The organism is Nonomuraea sp. NPDC049624 (assembly GCF_040675255.1).
Taxonomy (GTDB): domain Bacteria; phylum Actinomycetota; class Actinomycetes; order Streptosporangiales; family Streptosporangiaceae; genus Nonomuraea.
Genome location: NZ_JBFAOR010000002.1, coordinates 970588 through 991591, shown reverse-complemented (window position 1 = coordinate 991591; position 21004 = coordinate 970588). Strand labels below are relative to the sequence as shown.

The following is a 21004-nucleotide window of genomic DNA, read 5'->3' as shown; positions in this document are numbered from 1 at the left end:
GCTCACGGCCGGAAGTCCTGGTCCACGGCCACGGTGACGTCGAGCAGCAGGGGCTCCTCGCGGGCGGCCAGCGACGGGATCACCTCGTCGAGCACGGCCCCCAGCTCGGCGGGGCCGTCCACCCGCCGGGCGGGGCAGCCGAGCGACCTGGCCAGCGCCGCCAGGTCCACCTCCGGGAACGGCGGCCAGGGGGCCTTGCCGCCGTGCTGGTCGGCCAGCCGGTCCATGACGGCGTAGCGGCCGTTGGCGAGCACGACGAACAGCGCGCCCACCCGGTAGTGGGCGGCGCTCCACAGGGCGTGCACGCCGTACAGCGCCGAGCCGTCGCCCACGACCGCGACCACCGGGCGTCCGGGCAGCGCCATGCGCAGGCCGACCGCGGCCGGCACGGCGAACCCGAGCCCGCCCATGGCAGCCGAGACGAAGCCCAGCGGGTTCCGTGCCGGGACCAGCCGGTGCAGGTCAGGACGGGACGACGGGGTCTCCTCCAGCAGCACGACGTCGCGCGGCAGCCGCCGGGCCAGCTCGCGCAGCACGTACGCGGGCCGCAACGGCTCCCCGCCGGGCACCTCGGGAGCGGGAGCCGGCGGAACGGCCGCCGGAGCGGCGGGACGGGCCGGCAGCAGCGCCGCCAGCCGCTCGCAGACGACCCCGGGCGGGGCCAGGACGGCCAGGGCGGCCGGGCTCCGGTGCGCCTCGGCCGGGTCGTCGGTGACCACGGCGACCGCCGTCCCCGGCTCGACCAGCGGCCCCGGCGCGTACGGGTACTGCCGGAACACCGGCGCGCCCACGGCCAGCACGACGTCGTACGGCGCGAGCACGGCCCGCAGCCGCCCCCGGTCGGCCGGCAGCACCCCCGCGTACTGCGGATGGTCCTGCGGGAACCCCGCCAGCGCCCCGAACGACTCCTGGAACACCGGGCACGCCAGCCGCTCGGCCAGCTCCACCAGCGGCCCCCAGGACGCCCCCGCCCCCGCCACGATCACCGGGGACCGCGCCCCGGCCAGCAGCTCGACCAGCGGCGCCAGGCCGGCGTCGGGCACGGCGGCGGGCCGCAGCACCCGGGCCGGGGCGGCGGGGGTCTCGCCGGCGGAGGGCGCGTCCCAGTCGTCCATCGGCACCACGACCAGCGCGGGGCCCCGGTGCGTGACCGCCTCGTGAAAGGCCCTGGCCAGCGCGCCCGGCACGTCCTGCGCCCGCACCGGCTGGTCGGTCCACACCGGGTAGTCGCCGGCCAGCCCGGCCAGCCGTCCGGCGAGGAACGGCTCCAGCGCCAGGTGCCGCCGGTCCTGCTGCCCGACCAGGACGACCAGGGGCGCCCGGTTCACCCTGGCCGTGGCGAGGGCGCCCACCGCGTTGCCCAGCCCGGCCGTGGTGTGCAGCACGGCCAGCGCGGGCTCGGCGTGCCCGACGGCCCAGCCGGTGGCCATGCCGACGACCGAGCCCTCGTGCAGCGCGAGCACGAAGCGGAGGTCGTCCGGCAGGCCGGTCAGCAGCGACACCTCGGTCGAGCCGGGGTTGCCGAAGATCGTCGTCAGGCCGTACCGCCGCAGCACCTCGAACGCCGCCGCCCGCACCGTGCTCATCGTGCCCCTCTCGCCTGCTTGATCCGCCGGTAGACCTGCCCGCGCAGCTCGCCGAAACGCGGCAGCGACCGGGTGGTGAGCTGGCCACGGCCCGTGCGATCGCCACGCGCTGCCGCATGCCGCCCGAGAGCTGCCACGGATGGGCCTCGGCCACGTCGGCCAGCCCGCCCGCCGCCGGCGACCCGGTCACCAACTCCGCCTCCTGGAAGACCACGGCCATGCGCGGCGGCGGCCCGGTCACCGGCTCGCCGGCCACGCGCACCTCGCCCCCGCTGACCGGCAGCCGCCGAACGTCCCCGAGATGCCGGCCGCGCCGCCCTGCACGGGGATGATCGTCAGGTCGATGCCCTGCTCGGCGAAGAAGCCCTTGGCCCTGCCGAGGTGGATGGGCGCGGTGTCGACGATCGCGATCACTCCGGCGTTGACCCGGTCCCCGCCTCCCGCCGTGGTGCCCGGCGGGCCGCCGCAGGCGGCCAGGAGCAGGGCGGCGAGGATGATGAGAGCGCGACGCACGGCTGCTCCTAGGTGTTCGCCATGCGCACAGGAATTCTCTCTCCGAACAGCTCCATATGGCGGAAACTACGCCCTTGCCGGCTCCTGTCAACGGATCACCATGGTCGATCATGTGCAGTCGCTGGCCAGAGGGCTGGCGGTGATCCGCGCGTTCAGCGCCGCGGCGCCCGAGCTGACGCTCAGCCAGGTGGCGCGGGCGACCGGCCTCAGCCGCGCCGCCGCCAGGCGCTTCCTCCTCACGCTCGCCGACCTCGGCTACGTGCGCAACGACGGCCGGCTGTTCGCGCTCACCCCGCGCGTCCTGGAGCTGGGGTACGCCTACCTGTCCGGCCTGTCGCTGCCCGAGGTCGCCGGCCCCCACCCGGAACGCCTGGCCGCCGAGGTGCACGAGTCGGCCTCGGTCGCGGTCCTCGACGGCGAGGACGTCGTGTACGTCGCCCGCGTCGCCACCGCCCGGATCATGAGCGTGTCGATCAGCATCGGCACCCGCTTCCCGGCCTACTGCACGTCGATGGGCCGGGTGCTGCCGTCCGCCCTGCCGCCCGGCGACCTGGACGACTACCTGGGACGGGCCGCGTTACGCGGGCTGACCTCCAGGACCGTCGTGCTGCCCGACGCGCTGCGGGCCGAGCTGGAGCAGGTGCGCCTGCGCGGCTGGGCGATGGCGGACCAGGAGCTGGAGGAGGGCCTGCGGTCCTTCGCCGCGCCCGTACGCGACCACGCCGGACGGACGGTCGCCGCCGTGAACGTCTCCACGCACGCCGGCCGTACCAGCCTGCACCAGGTCAGGACGGGGCTGCTGCCGGAGCTCCTGGCCACGGCGGCGCGCATCGAGGCCGACCTGGCGAAGGTCTCGGTGACCCGCGCCTGACGCCGTCTCCGCCGTCACCGGTTGCGGTAGCGGTCGGTCGCGTCGCGGGTGGCCCTGATCGCCGCCTCGGCCCGGTCGTAGGTGCGCTGCGCCAGGCCGACGAAGATGCAGTCGACGATCAGCAGCTGGCTGATCCGGCTGGCCAGCGCGCCGGGCCGGAAGGCGGTCTCCCGGCCGGCCGACACCAGCGTGTGGCTGGCCAGGTCGGCCAGCGACGAGCGCGGGTTGTTGGTGATGGCCACGATCAGCGCCCCCGCCTCGGCCGCCGTACGGGCCGGGACCAGCACGTCGGGCGTCTCGCCGCTGCAGCTGATGGCCACCGCGACGTCGCCGTCCCGCAGCAGCGCCGCGCTGGTCAGGGCCAGGTGGGCGTCGCTGAACGGATGGCTGGACAGGCCGATGCGCAGCAGCTTCTGCGACATGTCGGCGGCCACCAGCCCCGAGGCCGCCACGCCGTAGACGTCCACCCGCCGGGCCACCGCGATGGCCTGCACGACCTCGCCGAGCTGGTCGGGGTCGAGCTGCGCCGCGGTGTCCGCCAGCGCGTCGGACTCCGCCCGCGCCACCTTGGCGATCACGTCGGTCAGCGGGTCGTCGGGGGCCAGGTCGCCGGGCACCAGGCGTTCGGGCTGCTTGGCGACGGCGGCGGCCAGCGCGAAGCGCATCTGCGAGTAACCGGCGAAGCCGAGCGCCCGCGCGGTGCGCACGATCGTGGCCTCGCTGGTGCCCGACACCGCGCTGAACTCGGTGATCGTGCTCCGCACGACCAGCCCCGGGTCGTCCAGGATGATGCGCCCGATGGCCTGCGCCGCCGGGGTCAGCGACGGCAGCACCGCCCGCACGGTGGCGACCGGGTTCGCGGGCTCGGTGTTCAACGGGTCAGCCATTCGGCCGCGGCCTGCGCGGAGACGCGGGAGATGCCGTGCGTGGCGAGGTGGGCGGCCCCGACGGGCGCGTCGCTGATGCCGGTGTCCACCACGATCGCGTCGGGCCGGACGGCCAGCGCCCGCGCCAGCGCCTCGCGCACCCACGGGTGCCGGGCCGCGTCGTGCACCACGAGCACCACGGGACGGTCGTCGAAGGCGGGCAGCTCGCCGTCGCGGTCGAGGCGCACCCTGGCGGTGTTCGGCAGCCGGGCGGCCAGCGCCGCCGCGATGCCGGTCGGCGTGGCGGGATCGACCGCCTGGTTGAGCCGGGTGTTGACCTCCACGACCAGCGGCCCCCGGTCGAGCACGGCGGTGCCCGTGGTGGTCAGCGCGGCCCTGGCGGCCTCCAGTCCGACGCCCTCGTCGATGTCGGCGCGGGCCTTCTCGCGCAGCTCGGACCGCTCGGCGTACCAGGTGGACAGGGCGAGCACCCGGCCGGCCGCCTCGGCCAGCCGCTCCTCCGCCAGCCGGCCCGTGCGCACCGCCTCGACGACGGCGTCGCGCATCTCGTGCAGGCTGCGCTCGTCGGCCCGGCCGGCGCAGATGGCGTCGGCGCCGGCGGCCAGCGCGCGCACCGCGATCTCGCCGGGGCCGAACATGGCGGCCACGGCCTGCATCTCGATCGCGTCGGTGACCACCACGCCGTCGAAGCCGAGCTCGCCCCTGAGCAGGTCGGTCAGGGCGCTGTGGCTGAGGGTGGCCGGCATCGACGGGTCGAGCGCGGGCACGAGCAGGTGGCCGGACATGATCGAGCGCACCCCGTGCGCGATGGCGGCCCGGAACGGCGGCAGGTCGCGCTCGTCGAGCACCGCCCGCGAGGCGTGCACGGTGGGCAGCGCCAGGTGGGAGTCGGTGGTCGTGTCGCCGTGCCCCGGGAAGTGCTTGGCGCAGGCGGCCACGCCCGCGCCCTGCACCCCGGCCACGTACGCGACGGTGTGCCGGGCGACCAGCTCGGGATCGGGCCCGAACGAGCGCACGCCGATGACCGGGTTCTCCGGGTTGGCGTTCACGTCGGCGGAGGGGGCGTAGTCGAGCGAGATGTCGAGTTCGGCGAGCATCCTGCCGATCTGCCGGCCGACCCGCTCGGTCAGCACGACGTCGTCGGCCACGCCCAGCGCCCGGTTGCCGGGGAAGGAGCTGCCGGCGAGCACTTCGAGCCGGGTGACCGCGCCGCCCTCCTCGTCGATCGCGACGATCGCGCCGGGGTTCTCGGCGCGCACGGAACGGACGAGCTGCTCGCCGATGGAGTTGCGGGCGAACAGGATGACGCCGCCCAGGCCCTCGCCCAGCGCGCGGCGCAGCCAGTCGGGAGGCGACGTCCCTTCGAACCCCGGCTGGAGCACCGTCATCGCAAGTCGGACCAGCTCTGCGCTCATGCGGCATTTTCCTTCACAGTTGTTGATCTGAAGGTAATTTTCTGTCATCGTCGCCCTCGACACAACCATTGTCGAGAGGCCACCCCCCATGCCCAGCAGAAGGACTCTCCTGAAGGGTCTCGCTCTCGCCGCCGCCGCGTCCGCCGTGCCGCTGCCGGCCTTCGCCCAGGCAGACTACGTCCCCCCGCTGCGTCAGATGCGCGGCATGTGGATCGCTTCCGTGGTCAACATCAACTGGCCCTCGAAGCCGGGGCTGAGCGCCGACGAGCAGAAGGCCGAATACCTGGCCTGGCTCGACGTGGCCGTGCAGCGCAAGCTCAACTCCGTGTTCGTGCAGATCAGGCCCACCGCCGACGCGTTCTGGCCGTCGCCGTACGAGCCGTGGTCGCAGTACCTGACCGGCACCCAGGGCCAGGACCCCGGCTACGACCCGCTCGGGTTCGCCGTGGAGGAGACCCACAAGCGCGGCCTGGCCTTCCACGCCTGGTTCAACCCCTACCGCGTGTCGATGCAGACCGACCCGAGCAAGCTGCACCCCGATCACCCCGGCCGCAAGAACCCCGACTGGATCCTGCCGTTCGGCGGCAAGCTCTACTACAACCCGGGCATGCCCGAGGTCCGCAAGTTCTGCCAGGACGCGATGATGGACGCGATCACCCGCTACGACATCGACGGCCTGCACTTCGACGACTACTTCTACCCGACCAACACCACTGCTTTCGACGACAGCGCCGCGTTCGCCAAGTACGGCGCCGGCTTCCCCGACCTGGCCTCCTGGCGGCGCAACAACGTCGACCTCATGGTCAGCGAGATGCAGCAGCGCGTCCTGCAGGCCAAGCCGGAGATCGCCTGGGGCATCAGCCCGTCGGGCATCTGGCGCAACAAGGGCACCGACCCGCTCGGCTCCGAGACCAACGGCGGCCAGTCCTACGACAACCTGCACGCCGACACCCGCGGCTGGGTCAAGAAGGGCTGGCTGGACTACATCGCGCCGCAGCTCTACTGGTACATCGGGCAGCCGCCGGCCGACTACTCCAAGCTCGTCCCGTGGTGGTCGGACGTGGCCGCGGGCACGAACACGCTGCTGTGGATCGGGCAGGCGGCCTACAAGGCGGGCGACCCGGCCCAGGCCGCCGAGTGGCAGAAGCCGGACGAGCTGTCCAGGCACCTGACGCTCAACCGCGCCCACCCCCAGATCAGCGGCGACATCTGGTACAACGCCAACGACGTCAAGGTGGACCGGCTGGCCTCCATCACGACCGCCGTCAACGACCACTACCAGCGGCCCGCGCTCGCGCCCGTGCTGCCCCGCCTGGCGAACGGCGAGCCGCCGCGCCGCCCGGTGGTGGCGTACGCACTGCGCCGCACCGGCGGCGTCGAGGTGCGCGTGGTCGCCACCGGCCGGGACGAGCCGTTCCAGTTCGCCATCTTCCGCTTCCCGGACGAGGCCGGCCAGAACGCCTTCGCCGACGCGCGCAACCTGGTCGCCGTCGTGCCCGCCGACCGCCAGATCCGCTGGACGGACCCCGACGGCAAGCGCGGCGACCACTACTACGCGGTCGCCGTCGACCGGGCCAACAGGACCAGCAAGCCCAGCCACGGTTTCCGGGTGATCTGAACGACACCGGTGAAGGAACGCTGACCTCCGGCGACGAGCGCATGGCTCACCAGCGCGCGTCGCCGGCACGTTCCCTGACCGGCGTCGAGCACGGCGCGCGCCACCGGCCTGTCGGCCCGCGGTCGCCCGCCGTCGCCCGTTCCGCGCCCAGCAAAGATGAACGCGGTGATCTCTCGATGGGTCCGACGCTGCCGGAACCCCTCGCCGAAGCCCCGGTCGCGATCTGGCTCCCTCTAGGAAGCCCTCCTACCGGCCGCCGACGGCTGCTGCTCAGCCGTGGCGCCCGCCGACCGCTGTGGTGGCACCACAGGGGTCGGGCGCACCAGCCCGAGCGCGACGACCTCGTTGGCGAGGCGCGTGCGGCGGTTGGTGCCCTCAGGAATCCTGAACTTCTGGTACAGCCGCAGCAGGTGCTGCTTGACCGCGGCTTCGGTCACGACCAGGTCGTCGGCGATCTCGCGCGCCGTCGCCGGAGCGACGAACGCCTCGTCGGACAGCGCCGGCCTGCAGAGCGAGGTCAGCACATCGACCTCGCGCCTGGTCAGCTCGGGCGCCGCCGCCCTGCGCAGCTCGACCTCGGGGGTGAAGTCCTCACGGGGGACTCCACCGATGCGACCCCGCGCCGCGCCGAACGAGACGACGTCTCCGTCGTCAAGGACCCTCCGGGCGATCGGCCTGCCGTTCACCCGTGTGCCGTTGCGGGACAGGCCCAGGTCAACGACGTACAGGTAGGGTCCTCGTCTGACGAACTCGGCATGGAGTCGAGACACACTGGGGTCGGTGAGCCGGATGTCCACACCCCGGCCTCTCCCGACCGTCGTGATCTCGGGGCGCAACGGGACCACGTCGCCGGTGTCCTCGATGCGTATGAACGGCCCCTCCACGGCAGTTCCTCCCCAGGTAGCCCGCCGTAACTATTACTACAGCTCCGGCTTACCCAACCGAGGGGATGCGGAATCTCCTTTGCCGAAAGGAGAATCCCCTGTGAAATTGGTCTGGACCTCTGCGGACGGTTTTACCTGCTCACGGGTAGACTTCGGAGGAAGATAAGCGGAGGAAACACTCATGGCGGACAAGCCCACGAAAGGCCTGGCCGATGTCGTCGCCGCGTCCACAGCGCTGAGCGACATCGACGGCAAGGCCGGTCGCCTCTTCTACCGTGGATACGACATCCACGACCTGGCCGGCCGTGCGACGTTCGAGGAGACCGCGTACCTGCTGCAGCACGGCAGGCTGCCCGACCGGGCCCAGCTGGAGACGTACGGCGCCGACCTGGCCCAGGGCAGGGAGCTGGGCGCGCTGGTCGCCGCGAACGTGGCGGAGATCGCCGAGAAGCAGAAACCCATGGAGGCGCTCCGCTCCCTCGTCTCACTGTCCGGCGCCGACGACCCCGACAAGGACTCCACCGCCCCCGACGCGAACCTGCGCAAGGCGGCCCGCCTGACCGCGCAGCAGCCCGTGCTGGTCGCCCGCTACCACGCCGCGCGCACCGGCGGCGCGGTCCCCGAGGCCGACCCCGAGCTCAGCATCGCCGGCAACTTCCTGCTCCAGGTCACCGGACGCGCCCCCGAGCGGCGTGCGGTCGAAATCTTCGACGAGTGCCTGGTGCTGCACGCCGACCACACGATGAACGCCTCGACGTTCGCCGCCCGCGTCTGCGCCGCGACCCTGTCGGACATGCACTCGGCCATCGTCGCGGCCATCGGCACGCTCAAGGGCCCGCTGCACGGCGGCGCGAACGAGCAGGTCATGAAGACCCTGGAGTCGATCCCGCCGGGCGGGGTGGCCCAGGCCGTGCGCGACAAGCTCGCCGCGGGCGAGAAGATCATGGGCTTCGGCCACCGCGTCTACAAGACCGAGGACCCGCGCGCGACGCACCTGCGCCGCATGTCCGCCGAGCTGGCCGAGGCCGCCGGCGACGACACCTACTACCGGATGTCGAAGGAGATGGAAGAGGTCGTCTTCGAGACGAAGGGCCTCTATCCGAACGTCGATTTCTACGCGGCGTCGGTCTACCACTACCTTGGCATTCCGACGGACCTGTTCACCCCCGTCTTCTCGATCAGCCGCATGTCCGGCTGGACCGCGCACGTGATCGAGCAGCATGCCGACAACAGGCTGATCCGGCCCGACAGTGAATACATTGGCGAGCGCGATCAGAAGTGGAAGCCAATAGAAGAGCGTTGAGCCGAGAGAACGAACGTGAACGCTGGGGACCGTTCCCGCTGATCGTGGCGGGAGCGGTCGCCGCCGTGCTCGTGATCCTGTTGGTGGACCCGCGCTGGGGCGGGTTCGCGCTGGGCGGCGTGCTGATGGTCGCCGCCGCGCTCCGGTTCGCCGGGTTCGACGGGCAACTGGCCGTCCGCGACAAGAAGACGGACGTCATCACGCTGATCGCGTTCGGCTTCCTCATGGCCCTGACCTCGCTCGCGCTGTACAACAACGCGTTCAAGGCCTGGCTCCTGTCCCTTTTGGCCGGTTGACGGGACGGTCCGATAGCCTCAACGCATCCATTCATTGAAGGGGAACCATTCGCATGCCCAAGATCAAGGTGGAGGGTCCGGTCGTCGAGCTCGACGGCGACGAGATGACCCGGATCATCTGGCAGTTCATCAAGGACCAGCTGATCCTTCCCTACCTCGACGTCGACCTGAAGTACTACGACCTGGGGATCGAGTACCGGGACTCGACGGACGACCAGGTCACCATCGACGCCGCCAACGCCATCAAGAAGTACGGCGTCGGTGTGAAGTGCGCCACCATCACCCCCGACGAGGCGCGGGTCGAGGAGTTCGGGCTCAAGAAGATGTGGAAGTCCCCGAACGGGACCATCCGCAACATCCTCGGCGGCGTGATCTTCCGTGAGCCGATCATCATGTCGAACGTGCCGCGGCTCGTGCCCGGCTGGACCAAGCCGATCGTCGTCGGCCGTCACGCCTTCGGCGACCAGTACCGCGCCACCGACCTGGTCATCCCCGGCGAGGGCACCCTGACCCTCACGTACACGCCGAAGGACGGCTCCGAGCCGATCGAGCTCGACGTGTACGACTTCCCGGGCGGCGGCGTCGCCATGGCGATGTACAACCTCGACGAGTCGATCCGCGACTTCGCCCGCGCCTCCATGCGCTACGGCCTGGCCCGCAACTACCCGGTCTACCTGTCGACGAAGAACACCATCCTCAAGGCGTACGACGGCCGCTTCAAGGACATCTTCGCCGAGGTCTTCGAGACCGAGTTCAAGGCCGACTTCGAGAAGGCCGGGCTCACCTACGAGCACCGCCTCATCGACGACATGGTCGCCGCGGCGCTCAAGTGGGAGGGCGGCTACGTCTGGGCCGCCAAGAACTACGACGGCGACGTGCAGTCCGACACCGTCGCGCAGGGCTTCGGCTCGCTCGGCCTGATGACCTCCGTCCTCATGACCCCCGACGGTCGGACCGTCGAGGCCGAGGCCGCCCACGGCACCGTGACCCGCCACTACCGCGAGCACCAGAAGGGCAACCCCACCTCCACGAACCCGATCGCCTCGATCTTCGCGTGGACGCGTGGCCTGGCCCACCGCGGCAAGCTGGACAACACCCCCGCCGTGACGGAGTTCGCCGACAAGCTGGAGCAGGTCTGCATCGAGACCGTCGAGGGCGGTCAGATGACCAAGGACCTCGCCCTGCTGGTCGGCGGCGACGCCAAGTGGCTCACCACCCAGGACTTCCTGGCCGCCCTGGACGAGAACCTCAAGAAGAAGATGTCTGCTTGAGAAAAAGCGGCCTCTACCTGCGGCGATGCTGCTAGGTAGAGGCCGTTTCACGGCCCTGGGCCGTCTCTGGGTCCGTCACAGCTTCGGGCCGGACGCGTACACGGCGGCCACGGCGTTCCGTGTCCGGTCCTGGCTGCTCGGCATGAGGTGGGTGTAGGTCCGCAGGGTGAAACCCGGATCGTGGTGCCCGAGGTACTCGCTGAGGGCCTTGATGTTCTCGCCGGCGTCCAGGAGTACTGAGGCGTAGAAGTTCGCCGCGCCGGTGGTTGGCGAGCACGCGGCGCGCCACCCCGTACAGCCACAGCCTGGCCTCGTCGCCCTCGGGCAGCTCCTCTATCCGCCGCCAGGCCGTGGTGAACGTCTCGGCCACGACGTCGGCGGCGTCCTCCGGGTGCGGGCAGCGGCGCAGGACGTACCCGAGTATGGGTTCATAAGTGGATTCGTAGACTTCCACGAACCGGGTGCCGGGATCGGCTCTCATCCGGTCTCCTTAGCTGGATCATCGTTCATCTACGTCCATGTCCGGAATTTTCGCGGCATTTCCTGACGGGGAACGCGCCATAGATCCGCGGGATCGTCCGCATCTAGGGAGGTGAGACATCCGAGGAGATCCTTTGCATCCCGACCCGCAGCGAGACTTCACCGAGTTCGTCGTCGCGCGCTCCGACCGGCTGATCAGGCTCGCCTACCTCCTGACCGGCGACCAGCACGCCGCCGAGGACCTGCTCCAGACGGCGCTGGCCAGGACCGCCGGGCACTGGCGGCGGATCCGCGACAGTCCCGAGGCGTACGTGCGCAAGGTCATGTACCACGAGCAGGTCGGCCGCTGGCGAAGTCCGCGCTGGTCCCGCGAACGGCTGGTCCTGGAGCCTCCCGAGCGGGCGGCGGACGACCGGACGGACGAGGTCGAGACGCGCCTCACCCTCGCCAAGGCGCTGCGGGTCCTGCCGGCGCGCAAGAGGGCGGTCCTGGTGCTGCGTTACTACGAGGACCTGCCGGAGTCGGAGGTCGCCGCGATCATGGGCTGCTCGGTGGGGACCGTGCGCAGCCAGACGCACCAAGCCATCGTCCGGCTGCGCGAGCTGATCAGCGATACCGTCACCCTGGAGGGCCTGAAATGAACACCGACGAGAGCCGGATCGCGGCGGAGCTGCGCCTGATGGCCGACGAGGCCAGGCCCGTGGACGCGCTCGCCTGGGCCGGACAGGCCCGGATCGCCGCCCGGCGACGACGGCGAGCGTCGTGGTCGGCCGCCGGGCTCGTCGCGGCGGCCTCTGTGATCGCCTCGGTGGTCGCCCCGTCGATCGTCGCGACGCCCCGAGGCGCCGGTCAGGTCACCGGGGCGGAGGTGGACCGCCTGCCGTACAACAGCCCTGAGCAGGCGCGGGCCGTCCGGGCGTGCATGCCCGGCGGAGGGCCTCGCAGCGGCGTGAACGGCACCCGGCGCCTGCCCGAGCACGGCACGGCCGAGGACTTCCGGCTGCTGGTGGAGTACCGGGACCAGGGCGGGTCCACCGCCCTGGTCGGCAGCAGGAAGGGCTTCGTCCTGTGCACGGAGACGGAACCGGCGATCTTCACGTACTGGGGGTTCGAGGCTCCGGGAGACCTGACCGGCTTCCCGGCCGCCCTTCAGGTGGACGCCTACACCCTGCACGCCCAGCCGGAGCGGGCCGGGAAGGAGGACGTCTACCGCGTCGTGGCCGGCCGGGTCAAGGCGGACGTGCGCCGGGTCGAGGTCGGCTGGGCGGACGGCCGGCGTGCCGAGGCGCGCGTGGCCGGCGGCTTCTTCATCGCCCGGGTGCTGACGGGATCGATCCCCGGCGCGTCCGCCAGGCGGGTCACCACCCTGAAGGCGCCACCGGCCACGGTCACTGCGTACGGCGCGCGGGCCGAGGTCCTGGGGCAGGAGAAGAACGTGCCCTTCCGCCTGCTGGGCCGGGACGGCTGACGGGACGCCGGGGCGAGTCGCTGGGCCTGGGTGGGGGACGGGACGCCGGGGCGGGCCGCTGGTCAGTGCCTCGTCCGCCGCCAGTCCTCCGCGGTGAGGCGGTACAACACGTGGCGGCGCAGCCGGTGGCCGGGCGGCAGGACGGGGTGGTCGAAGTCCCCGCCGGGGTCGTGGACCATCCCGAGGCGGCGCATGACGGCGCTGGAGCGGGTATTGACCGTGGCCGTGAAGGAGACCACCTCCGCCAGGCCGAGCCGGTCGAAGGCGAAGCCGAGCGCCGCGGTGGCCGCCTCGCTCGCGTAGCCGTGCCCCCACGACCTGCGGTTGAGCCGCCAGGCGATCTCCGTCGCCGGCATGAAGGGGGCCTCGAACGACGGCTGGTGCAGGCCGGTGAAGCCGATGAACTCGCCGGTGTCCAGCCGCTCCAGCGCCCAGCGTCCCCAGCCCTGCCGGGCGATCAGCTCGTCGCTGGTGTCGGCGAGCGCGTCGCTCTGCTCGCGGCTGAGCGTGGCGGGGAAGTGTTCCATGACCTCGGGATCGGCGTTGAGCTCCGCGAAGGGCTCGCGGTCGGAGGGGCGCCAGGGCCGCAGCAGGAGGCGCTCGGTACGCAGCTCGACCGGCGGCAGGTGCGTGGAGTCGATCACCGGGAACATCTTATGCGCGGGGCGAGGTGGTGGAGCTCGTACTCTTGGTCCCGTGTTGAGTAGTAACCGGCTGCGTGTCCTGCTTGAGGTGTTCAGGACGGGCAGCATCGCCGGTGCGGCCAGGGTGCTGAAGTTGTCGCCGTCCGCCGTGTCGCACCAGCTGTCCCGGCTGGAACAGGAGGCGGGGGTCGGGCTGGTCGAGCGCAACGCCCAGAGCCTGCGGCTGACCGAGGCGGGACGCCGCCTGGCCATCCGCGCCCAGGAGGTCGTCGACATCATCGAGGCGGCCGAGAAGGACCTGCTCGCCCAGGCCAGGGTGGACGCCGGCGAGCTGCGCATCGGCTTCTTCGCCTCCGCCGGGTACCGGCTGCTGCCGCTGGCGCTGTCGCGGTTCGCCTCCCGGTATCCCAAGGTGGCGCTCGACCTGGTGGAGGGCCAGCCGTACGAGCTGCTGCCCGATCTGGAGCGCGGCGCGCTCGACGTGCTGGTGGTCTTCGAGCACGCGCTGGACCCGTGGCAGTGCCCGGAAGGGGTGGAGGTCGTCCACCTGTTCGACGAGCCGCAGCTCCTGGTCCTGCCCACCGGCCACGCCGCCGCCCAGCGGCCCAAGGTGCGGCTGGCGGACCTGGCCGAGGAGCCGTGGATCACCACGTTCGGCGCCGAGCACCCGGTGTCGATCCTTGAGCGGGCCAGCATGCTGGAGGGCTTCTCGCCGCAGATCCGCTGCCGCAGCGACCACTACGAGGTGACGATCGGCCTGGTACGGGCCGGGCTCGGCGTCGCGCTGGTGCCGAGCCTCGGCCTGCAGGGCGCGACCGGGCTGCACACCTGCCGGCTGACCACGCCGAACCTGTTCCGCAGGATCGGCGTGGCCAGGCGGCCGACCAATCCCAACCCGGCCGCCCGGTCGTTCCTGGCCTACCTGCGTACGGCCTCGGCCCAGCTCAGGAACTCGCTGGAGCCGTCGCTGCGCTGAGGCGGGCGGCGACGTCCAGGCCGGCCCGCCGTACGGCGGAGGTCAGGTCGTGCTCGCTGCCGGCGGGGCCGTGGGCGAGGACGGCGTAGGCGATGCGGCCGTCCATGATGCCGACGTCGGACCGGACGCCCTCGTCGGTGCCGGTCTTGTTGGCCAGCCAGTCGCCCTCGGGATCGTGCCTGACCAGGGCGGGGACGAGCCCGTGGTCGGTGTTCTGCCGCATCCAGCCGCGCATGAGCGCCTGCCAGCCGCCCTCGCCGGCGAGCAGCGCGGCCAGGCCGGACAGCTCGGCCGCGGTGCCGATCGCGAACGTGGGCGGGTCCTGCGGGGTGCGCGGTTCCCTGATGCGGTCGAGCAGCCTGGTCCGCGACAGCCCGAGGGCCGCGGCGGCCGCGTTGACCCGGTCCAGGCCGATCGTGCGCAGCAGCGCGTTCGTGGCGGTGTTGTCGCTGACGGCGGCCGTCAGCAGGGCGAGGTCGCCGATCGTCCAGGCACGCGCGGACAGCGACATGAGCAGCCCGGAGCCGCCGCAGTAGTCGTCGTCGTGCAGCGTCACGGGCGTGTCGGGGGCCAGGATGCCGCCCTCGACGCTCATCGCCACCTCGGCCAGCAGCAGCAGCTTGCCGACGCTGGCCAGCGGCAGCTCGGCGTCCTCGTTGACGCCGTGGAACTCGCCCGTCACCAGATCCCGTGTCGCGACGGCGAGCGTGATGTCGTTCACCGCCCGATGATCCTTCCTGGTCTGTCCTCGGTGAGTTCGTTGTCCTCCACGGCGAGCCGTCCGGCCACGACGACGGCCCTGAGGCCGGCGGGGGGCAGCAGCGGGTCGGCGTAGGTCGCGCCGTCGGCCACCGTCGCGGGGTCGAAGAGCACCAGGTCGGCGTGCGCTCCGTCGCGCACGACGCCCCGGTCCGCCAGGCCGAACCGCTCGGCCGCCATGCCGGTCATCTTGTGGACGGCGGTCTCCACCGGGAACAGCCCCTGCTCGCGGGAGTAGCGGCCGAGCACCCGGGGGAAGGTGCCGGCCAGCCGGGGGTGCGGATGGCCCGGCTTGGGCACGCCGTCCGAGCCGATCATGGCGAACTCGCTGGCCAGGACCCGCTGGACGTCGTCCTCGCGCATGGAGTGGCTGATGATCGTCACCTCGCCGTCCTCGGCGAGCAGCAGCTCGGCCGCCGCGTCCACCGGGTCGCCGCCCAGCTCGGCGATCGTGCGGCCCTCGGCCTCGGGGTGACGGGTGGCGCAGGCGACCGAGATGCGGTCCCAGCCGCCGTTGCCGACCGTGTTCTCCCAGCCCGGCACGCCCGTCTCGATGGCCGCGCGCATCCGGTCGCGCTGGCCGGGGTCGCGCAGCCGGTCGAGCAGCGCCTCGGTGCCGCCGTCGTTGGCCCACGGGGGGAACATCGCCGACAGCGACGTGCTGCCCTCGGTGTAGGGGTAGACGTCGCAGGTGAGGTCCATGCCCTGGGCGCGCAGCGCGGCGATGCGGGGGAGCGTGCGCAGGGTCCTGCCCCAGGCGTGCTTGCCGGCGGTCTTGTGGTGGCTGACGTGCAGCGCGGCCCCGCTCCTGCGGGCGATCTCGACGGCCTCCTCCAGCGCCTCCTCGACGCGCGACATCTCGTCCCGCAGGTGGGTGACGTACGGCTTGCCGTGCTTGGCCGCGACGCGGGCCAGCGCGACCACCTCGGCGGTGTCGCCGTACGTGCCGGGGGTGTAGATGAGGCCGGTGGACAGCCCGGCGGCGCCGGCGGCCAGCGCGTCGTCGAGCAGCGCGCACATGGCGGCGAGCTCGGCGGGGGTGGCCGGGCGGTCCTCGTAGCCGAGCACGCCGGCCCGCAGGGTGCCGTGGCCGACGAGGGAGGTCAGGTGGTTCGACCGGGGGGCCCGCTCGTGCGCCGCGACGAACCCGTCGTAGTCCTCAAAAATCGGGATGTCGCCGCCGAAGCCGGCCCGGCTCGACCGGCGCAGCGCCGGCACCCGCTCGGGCAGCGCCGGGAACAGGCTCGACCCGCAGTTGCCGCAGATCTCCACCGTGACGCCCATGAGCACGGGCGCGGCGGCCAGCTCCCGGCCCGCCTCCCCGAGCAGGGTGACCGCGTCGGAGTGGGTGTGCACGTCGATGAACCCGGGCGCGACCACCAGCCCGGCGGCGTCGATCACCCGCCCCCCGCCGCCGTCGGACGGGCCGCCCCCGGGCAGCAGGACGAGGCGGTCACCGCGGACGCCGACGTCGGCCCGGCGCAGCGGCGCGCCCGTCCCGTCGGCCACGAGGCCACCGCTGATCAGCATGTCGAGGCTCACGTGGCCGAACCCTTCCCGAGAAGCGAGCCGTTCACAGCACCTGCCCGAGGAAGGCGCGGGTGCGCTCGTGCCGCGGCGAGGACAGCACCTCGCGGGGCGGCCCCTCCTCCACGATCACGCCGTCGTCGATGAACACCAGGTGGTCGCCCGCCTCTCTGGCGAAGCCCATCTCGTGGGTCACCACGATCATCGTCATCCCGCTGGCCGCCAGGTCGCGCATGACCTGCAGCACCTCCTGCACCAGCTCGGGGTCGAGCGCGCTGGTCGGCTCGTCGAACAGCATGAGCTTGGGGTCCATGGCCAGGCTGCGCGCGATCGCGACCCGCTGCTGCTGGCCGCCGGACAGCTGCCTGGGGTAGTGGCCGGCCCGGTCGGCCAGCCCCACCCGGTCGAGCAGCGTCCTCGCGCGCTCGGCCGCCTTCGCCTTCGACAGGCGCTTGACCGTGCACGGGCCCTCCATGACGTTCTCCAGCGCGGTCATGTGCGGGAACAGGTGGAAGCGCTGGAAGACCATGCCGATCTCCTGGCGCTGGCGGCACAGCTCGTCGGGCCGCAGCAGGTGCAGCTTGCCGCCCTGCTCGCTGAAGCCCATGAGCTTGCCGTCGACCCACACCCGGCCCGCGTCGATCGTCTCCAGCCGGTTGACGCAGCGCAACAGCGTCGACTTGCCGGACCCGGACGGGCCCACCACGCAGACCACCGCGCCGGCCGGCACGTCGAGGCTGACGCCCTTCAGCACCTCCAGCTGGCCGAAGCGCTTCCTGACCGATTCGATCTTCACCATGCTAGTGGCCACGGCTGAACCTCCTCTCCAGGGAACGCTGGCCGAAGGTGGCCACGGTGGTGAGCAGCAGGTACCAGGTGGAGGCGACCACCAGCAGCGCGATCACCTCGAAGTTGTCCAGGTAGATGCGCTGGGAGACGGTCAGCAGCTCCGCGCCGGAGATGACCGAGACCATCGAGGTGGTCTTCAGCATGGAGATGAACTGGTTGCCGGTCGGCGGGATGATCACCCGCATCGCCTGCGGCAGCACGACCCTGCGCAGGATCTGCCGGTGCGTCATGCCCAGCGACTCGGCCGCCTCCCGCTGCCCGGGATCCACCGAACGGATGCCCGCGCGGACGATCTCGGCCATGTACGCGCCCTCGTTGATGGTCAGCCCGAGCAGCGCCGCCGTGAACGGCGTGATCAGCTCGTTGGCCGGCCACTGGAGGAACATCGGGCCGCCGAACGGCACGCCGAGCCCGATCTCGGGGAAGACCAGGCCGATGTTGAACCAGAAGATGAGCTGCACCAGCAGCGGCGTGCCGCGGAAGAACCAGGTGTAGAGGCCGGCCGCGCCGCGCAGCACCGGGCTGTCCGACAACTGCATGACGGCGGCGACCACGCCGAGGGCGACGCCGATGACCATGGACAGCGCGGTGAGCGCGATCGTGATCCACAGGCCGCCGAGCACGCGGCCGTCCAGCAGGAACTCGGCGATGACGTCCCAGTGGAGGTTGGGGTTGACGATGACGGTGTAGGCCAGCCACGCCATCACCAGGGCCGCGACCACCGCCGCGACGAGCCGCCCGGGCCTGGGCGGCTTCACCGCATCGATCGGGAGTTCCATCATGCGCCGGTGTTGATCGTGACCTTGGGCACGGCGTTGGCCGTCGTGCCGTACTTCTCCAGGATCTTGCCGTACTCGCCGCTGTCGATCAGCTCCTGGAGCGCCTTGGCGACGGCGTCGCGCAGGCCGGTCTGCTTCTTGTCGATCGCGATGCCCCAGGGGCCGGCGTCGTACTGCTCGGCCAGGACCTCGTACTTGCCGGTCTCCTTGGCGTACATGGCGGCCACGGGGGAGTCGACGATCGTGGCGACGGTACGGCCGGAGTCGATGGTGAGCAGGCCGGTGGGGGCGTCCTCGCTCTGCATGATCTCCATCTTCTGGGCGCACTTCTCGTTCTGGCGCTTGCCGATCTCCAGGTTGGAGCTGCCCTTGGCCAGGACGACCTTCTTGCCGCACAGGTCCTCGAGGGTCTTGATGCCCTCGGGGTTGCCCTTCTTGACCATGATCGAGCCGCCGGCGTTGAAGTAGTCGACGAAGTCGACGGCCTTGCGGCGCTGTTCGAGGTCGCTGAGCGCGGCCATGGCGATGTCCCACCGGCCGCCCTGCAGGCCGGGGATGAGACCGTCGAAGGAGGCGTTGATGATCCGGGTCTTCAGCCCGAGCCGCTCTCCGACCGCCACGGCCAGGTCGGCGTCGACGCCGGTCATCTCCTGGGTGCCCGGCTTGTACATCTCCATCGGGGGATAGCCTTCCGAGGTCGCCATGCGCAGCTCGCCGGACTTCCGTACGGATTCCGGGACGAGGTCCTTGGCGCTCTTGCCGGCCGAGGAGGGCGGCGTGGGGGCCGCCGCCGTACCCGAGGTGGACCTCCCGCATCCCGCGCCGAGCGCGCAGGCCGCCACCAGGGCGATGACCAGGTGTGTTCGCATGGCATGTCATCGTGGCCAGGCCGTCAGGCGGCACCAAGCCTCGTGAAGGCATGCGACCCTGAGCAACGAATCCGTCGATGCTCGACCCTCCGGGCCCTCGCGGTTGTTTACGCTCGCCCCTCATGAGTTTGGACATCTGGCCCCAGACCGCCACATGGCATGACGGGGAGCTGCGGCTCGGCGGGATCGGCGCGGTCGAACTGGCCCGGGTGCACGGCACGCCCGCGTACGTGCTGGACGAGGCCGACTTCACCGCCCGCGCCCGCGCCTGGCTGGACGCGCTGCCCGACGGCGACGTGCACTACGGCGGCAAGGCGTTCCTCTGCCCCGAGGTGGTGCGCTGGCTGGACCGGCTGGGCCTGTCCCTCGACGTCTGCACGGGCGGCGAGCTGGCGGTGGCCATGGCCGGCGGGATGCCGCCGGAGCGGGTCGTCTTCCACGGCAACAACAAGTCGGCCGACGAGCTGCGCCGGGCCGTGGCCTGGGGCATCGGGTGCGTGGTCGTCGACTCCTTCGCCGAGATCGCCAGGCTCGCCGGGATCGCCGCCTCCCTGGGCGTCCGGCAGCGGGTGATGATCAGGGTGACGCCGGGCGTGGACCCCCACACCCACGCCTTCATCGCCACCGGCGGCGAGGACTCCAAGTTCGGCTTCTCGCTGAGCGCCGGCGCCGCCGCGCTCGCGGTGGCGCAGGTGACCGCCGAGCCCGCGCTGGAGCTGTACGGCCTGCACTCCCACATCGGCTCGCAGATCTTCGAGCTGGACGGCTTCGGCACCGCCGCCGCCAGGATGGCCGCCTTCGCCGCCGAGACCGGCGTCACCAGGCTCGACCTGGGCGGCGGCCTCGGCATCGGCTACACGCCGGACGACCCCACCCCGCCCACGCCCGCCGAGCTGCTCGCCGTGCTCAGGAAGGAGACCGCGGGCCTGCACCTGGCCGTCGAGCCCGGCAGGTCGATCGCCGGGCCGTCCACGGTCGCCCTGTACGAGATCGGCACGATCAAGGGCCGGTACGTGAGCGTGAACGGCGGCATGAGCGACAACCCCCGCCCCGGCATGTACGGCGCCGCCTACACCGCAACCCTGGCCAACCGCGCCTCCGACGCCCCCGCCGGCGTGTTCACCGTGGTCGGCAAGCACTGCGAGAGCGGGGACGTGCTGGTCAGGGACATCGCGCTGCCCGGCGACGTGCGGCCCGGCGACCTGCTCGCCGTCCCGGTGTCGGGCGCCTACCAGCGCTCGATGGCCAGCAACTACAACCACGTGCCCAGGCCGCCGGTCGTCGCGGTGCGCGACGGGCAGGCGCGGGTCATCGTCCGCCGCGAGAGCGAGGAGGACCTGCTGCGGCTCTACCTGTGACGCGGCCGCGAACCCGCGCCGGCGGTCAGGGCGTGAGCCTTAACCGGGTCGGGGCGTGGGCGGTCAGGGCGTGAGCTTGGCCGGGTCGGGGGCGTAGGCGGTCATCCAGCTCGGGTGCAGCCGGAAGTAGACCACGTCGTTCTCCCAGTCGAAGGCGTCCGCGCCGTAGAAGTCCTTGAGGTAGGCGAGCAGGGCCGGCCAGTCGGCGGCCGGCTCGCCGTCCTGCGGGTTGAGGATCTCCACCGTGCCGTGGGTGAACACGCCCAGGTCCTCCCCGCGCATGTGGGCGACGCTGGCCGCCGGGCGGGCGGCGAGGTGGCGTGCCTTGGCGGCGCCGCGGGCCGTGCCGAAGAGCCACTTGCCGTGCAGGAAGTGGCCGTCGACGCCGCTGATCCGCGGCTCGCCCTTCGCCGTCACGGTGGACACGGCGAGCACGCGCATGCCGGTCAGAAGCCCGGTGAGCTGCTCGGCGTTCAGGGTGCGCTCGGTGACGATCGAGCGCAGGTGCGAGTTGGAGCGGGAGAGCGAGGCGTCGAGGAGCGCCTGGAGCTCTTCGAGCTCCTGCGGGGTTTCGCGCATTGAGGTCCTTGTCTGTACGTGCGTACCGGCCCGCGGTCGGCGCCGGCCGGTGGGACCATGCTCGCCCGGAAA

General features: G+C 72.0%; 21 protein-coding genes and 1 pseudogene. 9 read left to right on the top strand and 13 right to left on the bottom strand.

Annotated elements, in window-relative coordinates; all coding sequences use genetic code 11:
- Positions 1-2: 2 nt before the first annotated feature.
- Positions 3-1586 carry a thiamine pyrophosphate-dependent enzyme gene (locus AB0J76_RS10850; protein ID WP_352329180.1) on the bottom strand — a complete coding sequence of 528 codons (1584 nt, stop codon included), beginning with the start codon at positions 1584-1586 and terminating at the stop codon, positions 3-5.
- A gap of 237 nt (positions 1587-1823) precedes the next feature.
- On the bottom strand, positions 1824-2099 hold the full coding sequence (locus AB0J76_RS10845) for a hypothetical protein (RefSeq protein ID WP_364389295.1): 276 nt from the start codon (positions 2097-2099) through the stop codon (positions 1824-1826).
- Between the two features lie 100 nt (positions 2100-2199).
- On the opposite strand from AB0J76_RS10845, the gene AB0J76_RS10840 reads away from it, so the two are divergent.
- The gene (locus AB0J76_RS10840) at positions 2200-2970 is read left to right on the top strand and encodes an IclR family transcriptional regulator C-terminal domain-containing protein (RefSeq protein ID WP_352328555.1); all 771 of its coding nucleotides are present in this window, start codon (positions 2200-2202) and stop codon (positions 2968-2970) included.
- A 14-nt stretch (positions 2971-2984) separates the two neighbouring features.
- On the opposite strand, the gene AB0J76_RS10835 is transcribed toward AB0J76_RS10840, so the two are convergent.
- Entirely contained in the window at positions 2985-3857 is an 873-nt protein-coding gene (locus AB0J76_RS10835) for a MurR/RpiR family transcriptional regulator (RefSeq protein ID WP_352328557.1), read from the bottom strand.
- On the bottom strand, positions 3842-5272 hold the full coding sequence (locus tag AB0J76_RS10830; protein ID WP_352328559.1) for a glycoside hydrolase family 3 protein: 1431 nt from the start codon (positions 5270-5272) through the stop codon (positions 3842-3844). The genes AB0J76_RS10835 and AB0J76_RS10830 overlap by 16 nt, the downstream gene beginning before the upstream one ends.
- Before the next feature lie 88 nt (positions 5273-5360).
- Between AB0J76_RS10830 and AB0J76_RS10825 the strand changes: the two genes are divergently transcribed.
- Entirely contained in the window at positions 5361-6890 is a 1530-nt protein-coding gene (locus tag AB0J76_RS10825; RefSeq protein ID WP_352328561.1) for a family 10 glycosylhydrolase, read from the top strand.
- Positions 6891-7123: 233 nt separating this feature from the next.
- On the opposite strand, the gene AB0J76_RS10820 is transcribed toward AB0J76_RS10825, so the two are convergent.
- Complete coding sequence (locus tag AB0J76_RS10820; RefSeq protein ID WP_352328563.1) at positions 7124-7774, bottom strand: FHA domain-containing protein; 651 nt, start codon at positions 7772-7774, stop codon at positions 7124-7126.
- A gap of 181 nt (positions 7775-7955) precedes the next feature.
- Between AB0J76_RS10820 and AB0J76_RS10815 the strand changes: the two genes are divergently transcribed.
- From AB0J76_RS10815 to AB0J76_RS10805, 3 genes are read left to right on the top strand one after another with little or no spacing between them, the layout of a single operon-like run.
- Complete coding sequence (locus AB0J76_RS10815) at positions 7956-9077, top strand: citrate/2-methylcitrate synthase (RefSeq protein WP_352328565.1); 1122 nt, start codon at positions 7956-7958, stop codon at positions 9075-9077.
- Positions 9074-9373: a DUF3017 domain-containing protein gene (locus tag AB0J76_RS10810; RefSeq protein ID WP_352328566.1), complete on the top strand. Its 300-nt coding sequence runs from the start codon at positions 9074-9076 to the stop codon at positions 9371-9373. The genes AB0J76_RS10815 and AB0J76_RS10810 overlap by 4 nt, the downstream gene beginning before the upstream one ends.
- Positions 9374-9426: 53 nt before the next feature.
- Positions 9427-10644, top strand: a complete 1218-nt coding sequence (locus AB0J76_RS10805; protein WP_364389291.1) for an NADP-dependent isocitrate dehydrogenase — start codon at positions 9427-9429, stop codon at positions 10642-10644.
- A 250-nt stretch (positions 10645-10894) separates the two neighbouring features.
- Here AB0J76_RS10805 and AB0J76_RS10800 read toward each other — a convergent pair.
- A pseudogene (locus tag AB0J76_RS10800) lies at positions 10895-11125 on the bottom strand (sigma-70 family RNA polymerase sigma factor); the annotation flags it as partial.
- Between the two features lie 133 nt (positions 11126-11258).
- On the opposite strand from AB0J76_RS10800, the gene AB0J76_RS10795 reads away from it, so the two are divergent.
- On the top strand, positions 11259-11765 hold the full coding sequence (locus AB0J76_RS10795) for a SigE family RNA polymerase sigma factor (protein WP_352325511.1): 507 nt from the start codon (positions 11259-11261) through the stop codon (positions 11763-11765).
- Positions 11762-12592: a hypothetical protein gene (locus AB0J76_RS10790; RefSeq protein ID WP_352325510.1), complete on the top strand. Its 831-nt coding sequence runs from the start codon at positions 11762-11764 to the stop codon at positions 12590-12592. The genes AB0J76_RS10795 and AB0J76_RS10790 overlap by 4 nt, the downstream gene beginning before the upstream one ends.
- A 62-nt stretch (positions 12593-12654) precedes the next feature.
- On the opposite strand, the gene AB0J76_RS10785 is transcribed toward AB0J76_RS10790, so the two are convergent.
- Positions 12655-13236: a GNAT family N-acetyltransferase gene (locus tag AB0J76_RS10785; RefSeq protein ID WP_352325509.1), complete on the bottom strand. Its 582-nt coding sequence runs from the start codon at positions 13234-13236 to the stop codon at positions 12655-12657.
- 52 nt (positions 13237-13288) lie between these two features.
- Between AB0J76_RS10785 and AB0J76_RS10780 the strand changes: the two genes are divergently transcribed.
- Positions 13289-14212, top strand: a complete 924-nt coding sequence (locus tag AB0J76_RS10780) for a LysR substrate-binding domain-containing protein (RefSeq protein WP_352325508.1) — start codon at positions 13289-13291, stop codon at positions 14210-14212.
- On the opposite strand, the gene AB0J76_RS10775 is transcribed toward AB0J76_RS10780, so the two are convergent.
- The 5 genes from AB0J76_RS10775 to AB0J76_RS10755 are packed head-to-tail and all read right to left on the bottom strand — an operon-like array spanning position 14181 to position 18995.
- Positions 14181-14933 carry a serine hydrolase gene (locus tag AB0J76_RS10775; protein ID WP_352325507.1) on the bottom strand — a complete coding sequence of 251 codons (753 nt, stop codon included), beginning with the start codon at positions 14931-14933 and terminating at the stop codon, positions 14181-14183. The genes AB0J76_RS10780 and AB0J76_RS10775 overlap by 32 nt on opposite strands.
- On the bottom strand, positions 14930-16513 hold the full coding sequence (locus tag AB0J76_RS10770) for a D-aminoacylase (protein WP_352325506.1): 1584 nt from the start codon (positions 16511-16513) through the stop codon (positions 14930-14932). The genes AB0J76_RS10775 and AB0J76_RS10770 overlap by 4 nt, the downstream gene beginning before the upstream one ends.
- A 31-nt stretch (positions 16514-16544) precedes the next feature.
- Entirely contained in the window at positions 16545-17297 is a 753-nt protein-coding gene (locus AB0J76_RS10765; RefSeq protein WP_352325514.1) for an amino acid ABC transporter ATP-binding protein, read from the bottom strand.
- A gap of 1 nt (position 17298) precedes the next feature.
- Entirely contained in the window at positions 17299-18129 is an 831-nt protein-coding gene (locus AB0J76_RS10760) for an amino acid ABC transporter permease (RefSeq protein ID WP_352325505.1), read from the bottom strand.
- Entirely contained in the window at positions 18126-18995 is an 870-nt protein-coding gene (locus AB0J76_RS10755; protein WP_352325504.1) for an ABC transporter substrate-binding protein, read from the bottom strand. The genes AB0J76_RS10760 and AB0J76_RS10755 overlap by 4 nt, the downstream gene beginning before the upstream one ends.
- Before the next feature lie 122 nt (positions 18996-19117).
- Here AB0J76_RS10755 and lysA point away from each other — a divergent pair, with 122 nt between their 5' ends.
- Entirely contained in the window at positions 19118-20353 is a 1236-nt protein-coding gene (lysA, locus tag AB0J76_RS10750; RefSeq protein ID WP_352325503.1) for a diaminopimelate decarboxylase, read from the top strand.
- A 63-nt stretch (positions 20354-20416) separates the two neighbouring features.
- Here lysA and AB0J76_RS10745 read toward each other — a convergent pair whose 3' ends face one another.
- Positions 20417-20932 (bottom strand): pyridoxamine 5'-phosphate oxidase family protein, encoded by a 516-nt coding sequence (locus AB0J76_RS10745; RefSeq protein ID WP_352325502.1) that lies wholly within the window; start codon positions 20930-20932, stop codon positions 20417-20419.
- Positions 20933-21004: the final 72 nt, after the last annotated feature.